This window comes from Janthinobacterium sp. GW822-FHT07H11 (assembly GCF_058798615.1).
The window spans coordinates 6298531-6311943 of the sequence record NZ_CM179507.1; the positions used below are offsets into that span (position 1 = coordinate 6298531).

A 13413-nucleotide genomic window follows, 5' to 3' on the forward strand; every position below is an offset into this window, starting at 1 on the left:
CAAACGGGTTTCCCCGGCTGGCGCCAAATGCTGTGTGAGGGCTGGACGGTCAGGCCACGCGCACCACCATCAAGCCCGCGCGCAAGCCCACCCGCACATCCGGGTTGGGAAACACCACCAGCTCTTCCGCGTGCCGCACCGTGTAGACATGGTCGCCATCGCTGGCGATCACGGCGTGCTGCGGCAGGGACGTGAAATTCTGCGTGCTGCGATCAAACGCCATGCGGAATTCATCGCTGTGCTTGATGATTTCCTGCGCCACCTTGAACACGTGCGGCTGCTCCCTGGCCGCTTGCGCAGGCAGTCCGCGCAGCAGGCCGTCCAGCGCCCGCGATACATCGTCGAACAGGCTCAGGTCATTCTTTCCCAGCGTGCCCACGCGGCCCAGCTCCACCGTGCTGGCGGCCGCGCCGAAATGCTCGGCCGAATAATAGCTGTACGTGCCGGCCGACTGCGGGTTCATGATGATGGCGCCGATAGCCGCCTGGCCCAGCCAATCGATCAGCTGCGCCTTGGCGTCGTCTGCCACCAGGTCCGGCACGATGGCAAACGTCGGGTACACGGAAGGCCGGATGGCCGTGTGCAAATCCAGGTGCCAGCGCACGGGACCGGCCGCGTCAAAGAACGCTTTGGTCGCGGCGATCATTTCATCGGCGCGCGCGCTTTCCGCCGCTTGCGCCAGGCTGCCCCGCACGGGGCGGAACATGCGATTGAGGTCGGCGTCGATGAAACGCTTGCCGGCCCGGATCGCATCGACATTGCCCACGCAAACGAACAGATCGACGGCCAGCTTGGACGCCTCGCGCGACAGCGCGTCGAGCAGATGCGCGAGCACTTCGATGGGTCCCGTCTCGTCGCCATGCACGCCGACGGAGATGGCCACGCTGGCGCGGCCGGCACCGGCGCCTGGCTGCCTGACTTGCAGGATGCCGGGCGCCGGCAGGGCCACCATGAAACCGGCGTTGGCGAACAGCTGCGCCACGGCGCCGAAGTCCGCCTCGGCCAGCGCCTGTACCGCTGGCGGCAAGCCGCCAGCGCCATGCACTGCCTGTGTTGCTTCTTGCGTCATTACACCGCCGCTTCCACTGTCACTTTATTCACTGCCTCGGAGAGCGTCCACACGTCCAGCATGGCTTGCTCCAGCTCCGTCGCCGCCACATAGGCCGACAGGCCCAGCGCACCCGTCACCGCATCGACGGCCTTGCCGGCATTGCCTTGTTCGGCGTGCGCCAGCACCTGCGTCAGCAGGCGCTGTTGCGTGCGGCGCAGCGCTTGCTGCGCATAGTTGCGCAGCTGTTCCTGCGACTTGCCTTGCGCCGCCAGTTTCAGGCCGCGCTCCAGGGTGTCGATGCCCGCCTGGCTGCGCAGGGCCAGGCCCACTTGCAAAAAGGCCGCCAGGTCCATCGAGGCAGGACGCGGCACGGACAGGGCCGGGAACAGGAAGCCGGCGACGACTTCCAGCGCATCGACCGCGTCCCAGGCCTGCACGAAGGCCGGCGTCAAGCCCGGCACCAGCGCCGCCTCGGACTTGATGCCGACCGCTTGCAGCAGTTCGCGCTTCGATTCCGCGCCAAACAAACGCGTGAGTTCAGCCAGTCCCGCGCCGCGCAGCTGCTCGGCCGGCACGGTCAGCACGCCGGCGATCATGGTTTTCTGCAGCACGCGCGTCTGCGCATCGACCTTGATCGACACGTCGCGCGGAATGCTCAAGGCATCGGCATCGAGCGCATCGAACACCGGCGCCAGGTTCAGCGCGACCCAGGCCTGGCCCCAGGCCAGGATCACGGCCGACTCGTCCACGCCGTGTTCTGCCGCCAGGTTGCGGATCATCAATGGGCCGCAGCGGTTGATCACTTCATTGGCCAGCACGGTCGCCAGGATGGCGTTGGCCAGCGGGTGGTCGAGCGCCGAACGGGTTTCCACCAGCAAGGATGGGAAGTACGGTTTCAGCACCGGTTCGGCCCAGGTTTCACCAGTCAAAGGCAGGGCGGACAGGATGCGCTTGAAGCGGTTCTTCACGTTGGCGATCACCACCGCCAGTTCCGGCGTGGTCAGGCCACGGCCGTCGCTCTTCCTGCGCGCCAGTTCGGCCACCGACGGCAGCTGCTCCAGTTCGCGCGACAGGGCGCCCTCTTCTTCCAGGCTGGCGATCAGGGCGGCATAGCCATCCTGCACCGCGCTTTCGCCTTGCGCCTGCAACTCGCGCACCAGCAAATGCGTCTGCTGCGTGTTGTCGCGCAAGACCAGGCGCTCGACGTCGTCCGTCATCGCATACAGCTCGCGGTTGCGTTCCGCTTCCGTCAGCTTGCCGGCATTGACTTCGACGTCCAGCCAGATTTTCACGTTCACTTCATGGTCCGAGCAATCCACGCCGGCCGAATTGTCGATCGCATCGGTGAAGATGCGTCCGCCCGTCAGCGCGAACTCGATGCGGCCCGCCTGGGTCGCACCCAAATTCCCCCCTTCGGCCACGACTTTGACGCGCAGCTCATTGCCATTGACGCGGATATGGTCATTCGCGCGGTCCTTCACCTGTGCGTGGCTTTCCGTCGAGGCCTTGATGTAGGTGCCGATGCCGCCGTTGTAGAACAGGTCCACCGGGGATTTCAGGATGCGGTGCATCAGTTCTTCCGGCGCCAGCGAGGTTTCGGCGATATCGAGCGCGGCGCGGATCTGCGGCGACAGCTCGATCGTGCGCGCGGAGCGCGGATACACGCCGCCGCCATTTGATATCAGCTCCTTGTTGTAGTCATCCCACGAGGAGCGCGGCAAGGCGAACAGGCGCGCGCGCTCGTCGAACGAAACGGCGACGTCCGGTGTCGGGTCGAGGAAGATATGGCGGTGGTCGAACGCGGCCACCAGTTTCAGCTGGCGCGACAGCAATACGCCATTGCCAAACACGTCGCCCGACATGTCGCCCACGCCGACCATGGTGATCGGGGTGGTATTGAGGTCGTGGTCCATTTCATAGAAATGGCGCTTGACGGCTTCGAATGCGCCCTTGGCGGTGATGCCCAGCTTCTTGTGGTCGTAGCCGTTCGAACCGCCCGAGGCGAAGGCATCGCCGAGCCAGAAACCGCGCTGCACGGCGATGCCGTTGGCGATGTCGGAGAAGGTGGCCGTGCCCTTGTCGGCAGCGACCACCAGGTAGGGGTCGGCGTCATCGAAGCAGACGGTGTCGACTGGCGGGACGATATTGCCCAGCGAACGGTTGTCCGTCACTTCCAGCAGGCTGGAAATGAACAGGCGGTAGACGGCTTCGCCTTCGGCGGCGATGGTTTCGCGCACGGCGTCCTTCGGCATCATCTTGCAGACAAAACCGCCCTTCGCGCCGGCCGGCACGATGACGGCATTCTTGACCATCTGCGCCTTGACGAGGCCCAGCACTTCGGTGCGGTAGTCTTCCATGCGGTCGGACCAGCGCAAGCCGCCGCGGGCCACAGGGCCGCCGCGCAGGTGCACGCCTTCGAAGCGGCGCGAGAAGACGAAAATCTCGCGGTAAGGACGCGGTTCCGGCACCAGCGCCAGGCTGCTGGTGTCGAACTTGAAGATGATCTTGTCGCCTTGTTGATTATTCTGGAAGTAGCTGGTGCGCAGGGTGGCACTCATCAGGTCGGCCAGGGCGCCGAGGATTTCCTCGGTATCGGCGTGGTTCACGGACGGCAGGCCGGCCTTGATGGTGGCGATCGCCTCCAGGGCGGCCGCATGCTGCGCGTCGGACAGCGCCGGGTCGAAGCGCTGCAAAAAGGCCTCGACCAGGGCTTTCACGTGGGCTGGCTGCTTGCGCAGGCTTTCGGCAATGTAGCGCACCGAGAAGCGGCTGCCCGTCTGGCGCCAGTAACTCGTGTAGGCGCGCACCAGCTGCACTTCGCGCGTCGACAGGCCGCCTTCGATGACCAGGCCATTCAGGCGGCCGTCTTCGGCCTCATCGTTGAACAGCGCGGCAAACAGCTCCTGCGCCACGGCGACGACGGACGGCTGCGCCAGTTTCGCCGCGCTGGCGGCATCAACTGTCAGGCTGGTGACGAAATAGCGCGTGCCGTCGAACAGCGAAATCGAATAAGCCTGTTCGCGGTCGATGGCCACGCCCGCATTGTGCAGGGCCGGCAGGATGGTCGACAGCGGCGGCACCTTGTTGGCCGAGTACAAACGGATCGTGGTCACAAAGCCCGTCTCGATGCGCACGGCCACGTGCGACGGGTCGGTATTGCGCAGGATGGTGTCGAGGTCGCGGAAGGCGACGGCAGGCGCGGTGGCGGCCACGTAATCGAGCGGCAAAGTGGCGCAGAGTTTGCGCAGGCTGGTGCGCAGGGCCACGTCGGGCACGGCGTCGGCCACGGCGGCAAAGCCGTTGTGCCAGCCATCGAGCACGCTAAGGAGCGGCTGTTCGATATCCGTTTCCAGGTCCAGCGGGTAGCGGGCGGCGTGGGCGATCAGGTAGACGCGCGCCAGCGGGCCGTCAGCCACCAGCGTCTGCATGCTCACATGCGTGGCGCCGGAGCTGGCCTGCAGGGCTTTCGCCAGGCTCGATGCGACGCTGGCGCTGTAGCGCTCGCGCGGCAGGTAGACCAGCACGTTCAGGTGGCGCGCATACACGTCGCGGCGCGCGAAGACCTTGGTGCGCGGCTGCTTGTACAGCGAAACGACGGAACCGCACACTTGCGCCAGCCAGTCGAGGTCCGCTTCCAGCGCTTCCGTGCGCGGCAGCGATTCGAGGATTTCGCGGAATTTCTCGGCGCGGAAGCCTTGCTGGCGCACGCCGGCCAGGCTCAGTACCTTGGCCACGCGGCCGCGCGCAAATGGCAGCGCCGCCAGCGGGGTGGAATTGCCGGCGCGGGTGAACAGGCCGACGAAGCAATGCTCGCCCAGGATCGCGCCTTGCGCGTCGGTGTCGCGCACGCCGATGAAGTCGAGCTGCTGGTCGCGGTGCAAAGTGCCCGCCACGTCGGCCTTGACGATGGACAGCGCCGATTCGCGCTTGGCCAGCGTGTCGAAGTCGCCCGGGATATTCGCCAGGCAGGTGCCGTAGACCGGGTGGGCCGTATCCTGCAGCACGCCGACGCGGCTGGGGATGTCGCGTTCGAGTTCGCGCACGCCCGGCTTGACGCGGTAGTAGGCGTAGCCGAAGACTTCAAAACCACCGCTGCGCGCCCATTCCAGGAAGGCGGCCACTTCCGCGCCCTCTTCGCCATGCTGCGCTGCGGCCGTGGCGACTGTGGCCAGGCGTTCGCTCATGGCGGCGGCATCGCGGCGCACGACGGCAGCGTCGCGCGCGACCGTCTCCAGGGCGCCGACCAGCGCAGCCAGCGCTTGCGGCGCCAGCTCTTCGTCAAGCAGCACCAGCACATACGATTCGAGCGGGTCGCCAGCCTGGCGCACCGCTTCCACGCTGCCGTCGCCGGCACGGCGCACCGGCAGCACGGTATTCATCACGCCGCGCACGGCCAGGTGCTGGCGGCGCATGGCCATGACGATGGAATCGACCAGGTAAGGCATGTCTTCGTTCAGGATCAGCAAGGCGCTCGCCATGCCGCCACGGCCATCCGCATAGCGCAGGGTGGCGATCTGGCAGCCGTTGCCCGTGCGCTTGGCCGCTTGCGTGAAGCCGTCCACCAGCACGGGCGCCAGGCTGTCGGGCGCGATATCGGCCAGGTCTTCGGCATCGAGCGAGTCGAGCCAGGCCTGCACCAGCTGCACGACAGGCGCCGCCGCCTTGTCCTTGATCAGCTCCAGCGTTTGTGTACGCAAATCTTGTGGCGTGTGATTCATCTTGCATCTCCATTACGGTAATGTGAATGTCCAACGCTGTCGTTCGGGCTTATGGCTGGGCGGCAGCGGTGTCAAGAGACGGGGGTCGCCCGTCCAATTCTGTATTGCGGATAGTCTGTCTCGGATTTTCTGTGTGTTTTTCTATCGCCTACAAGTCGTACAATCCAGGTAAGTTGAGGATGATCGTCAATTCTTCAAGCGCCGCATGCACTTCCAGCGCCAGTTGCGGGTCGGCCAGGTCGCCCGGTTCCAGATGGTCGCGGTAGTGTTTTTCCACCCACTGCACCAGCCGATGGTACAGCGTTTCCGTCATGATCACGCCCTGGTGCATGGCGCGCGCCTCGGTTTGCGTCAGGGCCACGCGCAAACGCAGGCAGGCGGGCCCGCCGCCGTTGCGCATGCTCTGGCGCAGGTCGAAATGGATCAGTTCGTCGATGGGTCCACCGCCGGCCACCAGGCCTTCCAGGTAGCGCGACACGGCGCGGTTTTCCTGGCATTCCTGCGGGATCACCAGCGCCATCTTGCCGCCCTCTTTCGTCAGCAACTGGCTGTTGAACAGATAGCTGGTCACCGCATCCTGGATCGGCACCTGGCCCGTGTCCACGCGCAGCGCCTGCAGTTCCGCCCCGGTGGCGGCGACGGCGCGGCGCAGCTGCGACAGGCTTTCCCCTTCATCGGCAAACGCCTGCTCGTGATAGAACAGCACATTGCCATTGCCGACGGCGATAACGTCGTTATGGAACACGCCCTGGTCGATCACGTCCGGATTCTGCTGCACGTACACGGTGCGCTTCGCATCGAGGCCATGCAGGCGCGCCACGGCCTGCGAGGCTTCCAGCGTCTGGCGCGCCGGATAGCGCTTCGGCATTGGTGCCGATGGATCGAACTCCACGCGACCATACACGAACATTTCAACGGACGGCGCGCCGTGGCTCGCGCCCAGGCGCGTGTGATTCGCCGCGCCCTCGTCGCCAAAGGCGGGCGTCGACGGCAGCGCGTCGTGCACGGCGAAGTGCTTGTCGTCGCTGAAAATGGCGCGCAGGCTGCGCGCCGACTGCGCGTGCTCGAAAGCGCGGTGCAGCTTGTTATTCAGGTTGGCGGCCGTGAAATGCACGCGGCCATCCTGCGTGTCGGCCGACGGGCTGACCGTGGCGGCATTCGCCGTCCACATGGGCGAAGCGGAATACGCGCACGCCAGGATGACGGGCGACTCCTGGTAGGCGCGCGCCAGCACCTCGGCATCGCTGCCAGTGAAACCGATGGAACGCAGCAGGCGGAAATTCGGCCGGTCCTGCGGCGGCAGCAAGGCTTGCGCAAAGCCGCGCGCGGCCAGCGCGCGCATCTTGGCCAGGCCCTGCAAGGCGGCCTGCTTCGGATTCGAAGCGCTTTTCACATTGCTGAACGAGGCCACGTTGCCGAACGAGAGTCCGGCATAGTTATGCGATGGCCCGACCAGGCCGTCAAAATTGTATTCGCGCGTGCTGTGCATGGGGTTTCCTTAAAAATTCAGGCCGGGTGACAGCTTGGCCGGCAATTCCAATACGCTGTTTTCGATCGAAGCGACCGGGTAGGCGCAGTAATCGGCCGCGTAATAGGCGCTCGGACGGTGGTTGCCCGACTTGCCGATGCCGCCGAACGGCGCCGTGCTGGCCGCGCCCGTGGTCGGACGGTTCCAGTTGATGATGCCGGCGCGCGCGCGCGTTTGAAACAGCTGCCACAGCGCCGGATCGTCGGACAAGAGCGCCGCGGCCAGGCCGAATTCGGTGGCGTTGGCGACCTTCAGGGCCGCGTCGAAATCGGCCACGCGGATCACCTGCAGCAAGGGGCCGAACCATTCTTCGTCGGGGATGCCGACTGCGTTGGTGACGTCGACGATGCCGGCCGTGACAAAACCCGCCGCCGGATTCAACTGGCGCATCTGCAGCAGGGTCGTGCCGCCCTTGGCCACCATGTCCGCCTGCGCCTGCACCAGGCGCGCGGCCACGGCACTCGATACCACAGGACCCATGAAGGGCTGCGGCTGGGCGTCGGAGGCGCCGATGCCCAGTTTCGCGGCCACTTCCACCAGGCGCGCCACGAAGGCGGCGCCAAAGGCGTTGTCCTGCACCACCAGGCGGCGCGCACAGGTGCAGCGCTGGCCGGCCGAGACAAAGGCGGAGAAGATCGCGTGGTGCACGGCGGCGTCCACGTCCTTCACGTCCCACACGACCAGGGCGTTGTTGCCGCCCATTTCCAGCGCCAGCATCTTGCCCGGCTGGCCGCCGAACTGGCGGTGCAGGCTGATGCCCGTCTGGCAGGAACCCGTAAACAGCACGCCGTCGAGGTGGGCATTGGCGCCCAGCGCCACGCCCGTGTCGCGCCCGCCGTTGACGAGGTTGACGACGCCATTCGGCAAGCCGGCCTGCTGCCACAGCTGCACGGTTTTGATGGCCGTGCGCGGCGCGTATTCGCTGGGCTTGAAGACGATGGTGTTACCGGCGATCAGGGCCGGCACGATATGGCCGTTCGGCAGGTGGCCAGGGAAATTGTACGGTCCGAAGACGCCGAACACGCCATGCGGACGGTGGCGCAGCACGGCATCGCCATCGGCGATCTTGCTTTGCGTGATGCCCGTGCGCGCGTGATACGACTGCACCGAAATATCGATCTTGTTGGCCATGGTGGCCACTTCCGTGCGCGACTCCCACAAGGGCTTGCCCACTTCTTCCGAAATCAAGAGCGCCAGCGCCTCGGCATGCTCCTTGAGCAGCTCGCGAAAGCGCACGCAGATGGCGATGCGCTCGTCGACGGGCGTATCGGCCCACGCTTCAAAGGCCGCGCGGGCGGCCTGGCAGGCTTGTTCGACTTCGTTCTCGGTCGCTTCCAGGCTGGCCCAGGTCTGCTTGCCGTTCGACGGGTCGATGGTGACGAGTTCGCGGCCCGTGCCCGGCAGCCAGGCGCCGTTGATGAAGTTCGATGCTGCGGTAGACGAATTAAACATATTAAGGCTGGACGATTGAGACATGGGGATGCTTCCTCGGGTTGAGTGACAAGGTGCGCACGGTGTCGCCGTTGTGGCAACGCAGCAGATGCAGTTCATCGTCGTCCAGCGCGATCTTGCCGCTGTGCGGATTGGCGTTGGTGACGATCATGCGGAAATCTTTCAGGTCGGTGTTCGACACCAGGTAGGGCTCGGCCTGCGCCACCTCGCCGGCGTCCAGCGCAGCCTCGGCATCGAGCACGGCCGGCACGCTGTCGCGCATGGCGCGCAGTTCGGAGACGCGCGCCTGCAGCACGGGGCCGGCGTCGAAAATGTCGACATAGCCTTCGAAGTGCAGGCCTTCCTGTTCCAGCAGGCGGCGCGCGGGCGCCGTGCTCAGATGGACCTTGCCGATCACCTCCTGCGCCTCGTCGGGCAGGTAGGCCACGTACATGGGCTGGCGCGGCATCAGTTCGGCGATGAACGATTTCTTCCCCAGGCTGGTGAGATCGTCGACGTGGTGGAAATCCATCTTGAAGAAGTGGCGGCCCAGGCCTTCGTAGAACGGCGAGCTGCCGTCCGGCGCCTGGTAGCCGCGCATTTCGGCGATCAGCTTTTCCGTAAACAGGTGCGGGAACTGGGCGATGAAGAGAAAACGGCTTTTCGACAGCAGCTTGCCGTTGTTGCCGCTGCGGTAGTCTGGGTGCAAAAACAGCGAGCACAGTTCCGTGCTGCCCGTCAGGTCGTTCGACAGGTACAAGGTTTCCATGCGCGTAAACACGTCGAGCTCGCGGCTGGAATGGACCAGGGTGCCGATGCGGTAGTTATAGAACGGTTCTTCCAGGCCCACGGCCCCCTTGATCGCGCATACGCCGGCCAGGCGGCCCGTGTCGGTATCCTCCATGACGAACATGTAGTCGCGCTTCTCGGGCGCGATGGTTTCAGCAAACGAGGCGCAGGCGATGGCCAGGCGGTCGCCCAGCATTTTCATGTCCGGCTTGAGGGTGGTCATGCCGGTGCCGACCTGGCTTGCCAGGCCGTACAGGGCATTCAGGTCGGAAGCGTTGATGGCGCGTACTACTAGCATAAGGTTCTCTCGGTTAGATGCGCACGCAAATGACGCTGTCGCCGTCGGCCACGGCCAGCGCGTCGAGCAGCTCGGCCGGCAAGCCGACGGTGTCCTGCGCTTCGAGCGCATCGCAGGTAAAGGTGACGGCGCGGAAGTTGCGCTCGGCGCCGGAGGCGATCGCATAATTGACTTTCAGGCCCGTGCGGCTGGGCGTGACACCGGCCACCACGCGGCGCGTGAGCGACCCCGTAAACGAGCGCAACGCATGCTTGTGCGCCTGCAGGATCGGGCCGCCATCGAAGATGTCGATGTAATCGTCGGCTTCAAAGCCTTCTTCCGTCAGCAGATTGAACGCCAGTTCGCCGCTCGGGTGGATCTGGCCCATGGCCGCCTGCGCGTCGCCGGGCAGCAGCGGCACGTACACGGGGTAATGCGGCATCAGCTCGACGATCAGGGTGCGGTTGCGCGCGCCGCCGATGACTTTTTCGGCGTCGAGGAAATCCATCTGGAAGAACTTGCGGCCCAGCGCATCCCAGAATGGCGACTGGCCGTTGGCGTCCGTGATGCCGGCCAGCGGCACGAAGAAGCGGTCGCCGAAGCGGTGCGGCGCCAGCACGGCAAACAGCAGCCGCGCGCGCGACAGCAGGGCCGCTTCCAGGCCCGCCTGGTCCATATTGCGCACATAAAAGCCGGACAGCTGCGAATACGCCGTCAGTTCCGAACACAGGGTCAGCGCATGCACGCTGTGGCTGATGTTCAGGTCGCGCGAAACTTGCTGGATGACGTCGTTGCGAAAGGAAAAATAGGTGCCGTTCGAGCCGGCCGAGGCGAAGATGGCGGCGGTGCCGGCAATGCTCTTGTCGAGCAGCGATTCAAGCACGAAGAGATACGACTCTTCGCTGGGGATGTCGACATGGGCGGCAAACGAGGCGATGGAGCGCTCGACGGAGGCGGCGATCTTCTCGCGCGTCTTCGGCAGGGTATGGACACCCGGCATGGTTACCGCGGCCAGCGCTTCGAGGGCTGCAATATCCGCAATTTCTACCGGACGGACAACATACATGGGTACTCCTTCAATGCTGACGATGCTGGGGTAGAACCAAGCCGGCCCGCGGCAAGGCGGCGGGCCGGTGATCAAACAGGGAGCGAGGCTAGCCTCAGGCTTTCAGCATGCCGTCGATGGCGGCGCGCAGCAGACGACCCGCTTCGGCAATCTGCTCGTCCGAGACGATCAGGGCCGGCGCCAGGCGCACCACGTCCATGCCGGCGATCAGCACCATCAGGCCTTGCGCTTCGGCGGCCTTCTGGATGTCTTTCGCACGGCCCTTGAAGGCGTCGCTGACCACGAGGCCCAGCAGCAAGCCGCTGCCGCGCACCACGGAGAACACTTGCGGGTAATCCGTGATCAGGCCTTGCAGCATGGCGATGGTGCTGACGCTGGCTTCTTTCACGCGCGCCAGGAAGGCTGGCGTATTGATCGTTTCCAGCACGGTCAGGGCCACGGTGGCGGCCAGCGGGTTGCCGCCGTAGGTGGTGCCGTGGGTGCCGACAGCCAGGGTTTGCGCCAGTTCATTGGTGGTCAGCATGGCACCGATAGGGTAGCCATTGCCCAGCGCCTTGGCGGCCGTCAGGATGTCCGGCGTGACGCCGTAGCCCATGTAGGCAAACAAGGCGCCCGTGCGGCCCATGCCGCTCTGGACTTCGTCGAAAATCAGCAGGGCGCCCGTCTTGTCGCACAGGGCGCGCAGCTCCTTGAGGAATTCCGGATTGCCCGGCACCACGCCGCCTTCGCCCTGTACCGGCTCGACGATCACGGCGCACACGTCATCGCCGATGGCGGCGCGCGCCGCTTCGATGTCGTTGTAGGCGATGTGGTCGATCGACGGTGGCAGCGGCTCGAAGCCTTCCGTGTACTTGGCCTGGCCGCCGACGGAGACCGTAAACAGGGTGCGTCCGTGGAAGGAGCTGAAGCACGAGATGATGCGCGACTTGTGCGCGCCGAACTTGGTGTGCGCGTATTTGCGCGCCAACTTCAGGGCCGCTTCATTGGCTTCCGCGCCGGAATTGCAGAAGAAGGCGCGGTCGGCAAACGTCGCTTCCGTCAGGGCCAGCGCCAGGCGCAGCACGGGCTCGTTGGTGTAGCCGTTGCCCAAATGCCACAAGGAATTGATTTGCTTGGTCAGCACGTCGACCAGGGCCGGATTGCAATGGCCCAGGCTGGTCACGGCGATGCCGGAAGTGAAATCGAGGTAATGCTTGCCGGACTGGTCCCACAGATCCAGTCCGGCGGCACGTACCGGCACCATGGCAGCGGGAGCGTAGGTAGGAACCAGGACCTGGTCAAAGGTTTCCCGGGTGACTGGGCGAGCGGTTACGGTCGAATCAAGCTTGGCATTCATAGCATTTCCCCATCAATATGTTAGGTACTCCGCAGCTACGACAGCTACGTGTGTACTGCATTATAAAAAGCGGGATGCTAAAACTCTTTTGAATCTGCGACAAGGATTTTCACATTTCATCACAGGAAAATTCGCGTGCCGCCGCGCCTCAGGCGGGTGGCATGAGCTTGCGCTGACGCTCTTCGCGGGGCGTATTGCCAAATAAGGTACCAAAGGCCGTGGAGAAATGCGAGCCGGAGGAAAAACCACACATCAGGCCCACTTGCACGATGGAATAATGTGTATCAAGCAATAGTTGCCGTGATCGCTGCAACCGCAGCTCCAGATAGTAGCGTGACGGCAGGCTGCCCAGGTACTGCTTGAACAGCCGCTCGAGCTGGCGCCGCGACAGGCCCACCAGGCTGGCGATGTCGTCCGTCGACAGCGGTTCCTCGATATTGGCTTCCATCAAGGTTACCGCTTCGGACAGTTTCGGCTGCAGCACGCCGAAACGGGCCTGCAGCGCCACGCGCTGGCGCTCTTCCTTGCCGCGCACCTTGTCCACGCACAGCGCTTCCTTGACGAGCGCCTGCACGTCGGCGCCAAAGATGGTCTCGATCAGGGTCAGCGAAAAGTCGATGCTGGCCGCGCCGCCGCAGCAGGTGACGTGGGGGCCGTCGATATCGAACAGGTGCGGTGTCAGGATGGCGCGCTCGGCCTTCGCTTCCGCATCGGCGTACAGGGCCCACGGCAGGGCGATGCGCACGCCGTCCATGACGCCCGCGTCGGCCAGCCACAGCACGGCCGCGCCCACGCCGCCCCAGAACGGCGCCGAGCGGCAGCGCTCGATCACGGCCCGGCACAGCTCGGCGCGCAAGGGCGCTTCCGTCTCATCGGCCACCAGCAGCGCGATGTGCCAGTTGCCGCCCTGCGCGACCACTTGCTCGGGCGTGCGCACCTCCAGTTGCAGGGCCTGCGGCCCCAGCGCCCGCGCGCACAGGCGCAGCGGTTGCACCAGGCCGGCCCAGGTAATCGACTCGGCATCGCCGGCATGGATCAGCAGGAGGCGCAGCGGTTTGTCGAGGCCGATACGGGAAAGATTAGCAAAGGACATCGGCGGGGCGGGATCGGGGCAATGGCTACAGTCCGCCTATCATACCGGAGTTCGGCAGCTGTGCACCCGCCATGCAACAGGCCCGCCCGATGCGCCGGAAAAAAGCGGGGCAGGAGGATATAAT

The 13413-nt window shown here is 65.1% G+C and carries 8 protein-coding genes; all 8 read right to left on the bottom strand.

The features are described from left to right. Positions 1-49 precede the first annotated feature (49 nt). Positions 50-1069, bottom strand: a complete 1020-nt coding sequence (locus tag AC3RCJ_RS27905; RefSeq protein WP_492957454.1) for a succinylglutamate desuccinylase — start codon at positions 1067-1069, stop codon at positions 50-52. Further along, on the bottom strand, positions 1069-5769 hold the full coding sequence (locus AC3RCJ_RS27910) for an NAD-glutamate dehydrogenase domain-containing protein (protein ID WP_492957456.1): 4701 nt from the start codon (positions 5767-5769) through the stop codon (positions 1069-1071). Before AC3RCJ_RS27910 ends, AC3RCJ_RS27905 begins: the two co-directional genes overlap by 1 nt. A 148-nt stretch (positions 5770-5917) precedes the next feature. Continuing rightward, positions 5918-7258, bottom strand: coding sequence for an N-succinylarginine dihydrolase (astB, locus tag AC3RCJ_RS27915; protein WP_492957458.1), 1341 nt, complete (start codon positions 7256-7258; stop codon positions 5918-5920). A 9-nt stretch (positions 7259-7267) separates the two neighbouring features. Further along, positions 7268-8773 (bottom strand): succinylglutamate-semialdehyde dehydrogenase, encoded by a 1506-nt coding sequence (gene astD, locus AC3RCJ_RS27920; RefSeq protein WP_492957460.1) that lies wholly within the window; start codon positions 8771-8773, stop codon positions 7268-7270. Further along, entirely contained in the window at positions 8751-9815 is a 1065-nt protein-coding gene (gene astA / locus AC3RCJ_RS27925) for an arginine N-succinyltransferase (RefSeq protein WP_492957462.1), read from the bottom strand. The genes astD and astA overlap by 23 nt, the downstream gene beginning before the upstream one ends. 13 nt (positions 9816-9828) lie before the next feature. Further along, on the bottom strand, positions 9829-10860 hold the full coding sequence (locus tag AC3RCJ_RS27930) for an arginine N-succinyltransferase (RefSeq protein WP_492957464.1): 1032 nt from the start codon (positions 10858-10860) through the stop codon (positions 9829-9831). Between the two features lie 94 nt (positions 10861-10954). After that, on the bottom strand, positions 10955-12196 hold the full coding sequence (gene astC, locus AC3RCJ_RS27935; RefSeq protein ID WP_492957466.1) for an acetylornithine/succinylornithine family transaminase: 1242 nt from the start codon (positions 12194-12196) through the stop codon (positions 10955-10957). A 148-nt stretch (positions 12197-12344) separates the two neighbouring features. Further along, the gene (locus AC3RCJ_RS27940; RefSeq protein ID WP_492957468.1) at positions 12345-13289 is read right to left on the bottom strand and encodes a GlxA family transcriptional regulator; all 945 of its coding nucleotides are present in this window, start codon (positions 13287-13289) and stop codon (positions 12345-12347) included. Between the last annotated feature and the right edge of the window lie 124 nt (positions 13290-13413).

Coding starts and splice junctions, on each gene's coding strand:
- AC3RCJ_RS27905 (WP_492957454.1), bottom strand. CDS start 1,069: ATGACGCAAGAAGCAACACAGGCAGTGCATGGCGCTGGCGGCTTGCCG.
- AC3RCJ_RS27910 (WP_492957456.1), bottom strand. CDS start 5,769: ATGAATCACACGCCACAAGATTTGCGTACACAAACGCTGGAGCTGATC.
- astB (WP_492957458.1), bottom strand. CDS start 7,258: ATGCACAGCACGCGCGAATACAATTTTGACGGCCTGGTCGGGCCATCG.
- astD (WP_492957460.1), bottom strand. CDS start 8,773: ATGTCTCAATCGTCCAGCCTTAATATGTTTAATTCGTCTACCGCAGCA.
- astA (WP_492957462.1), bottom strand. CDS start 9,815: ATGCTAGTAGTACGCGCCATCAACGCTTCCGACCTGAATGCCCTGTAC.
- AC3RCJ_RS27930 (WP_492957464.1), bottom strand. CDS start 10,860: ATGTATGTTGTCCGTCCGGTAGAAATTGCGGATATTGCAGCCCTCGAA.
- astC (WP_492957466.1), bottom strand. CDS start 12,196: ATGAATGCCAAGCTTGATTCGACCGTAACCGCTCGCCCAGTCACCCGG.
- AC3RCJ_RS27940 (WP_492957468.1), bottom strand. CDS start 13,289: ATGTCCTTTGCTAATCTTTCCCGTATCGGCCTCGACAAACCGCTGCGC.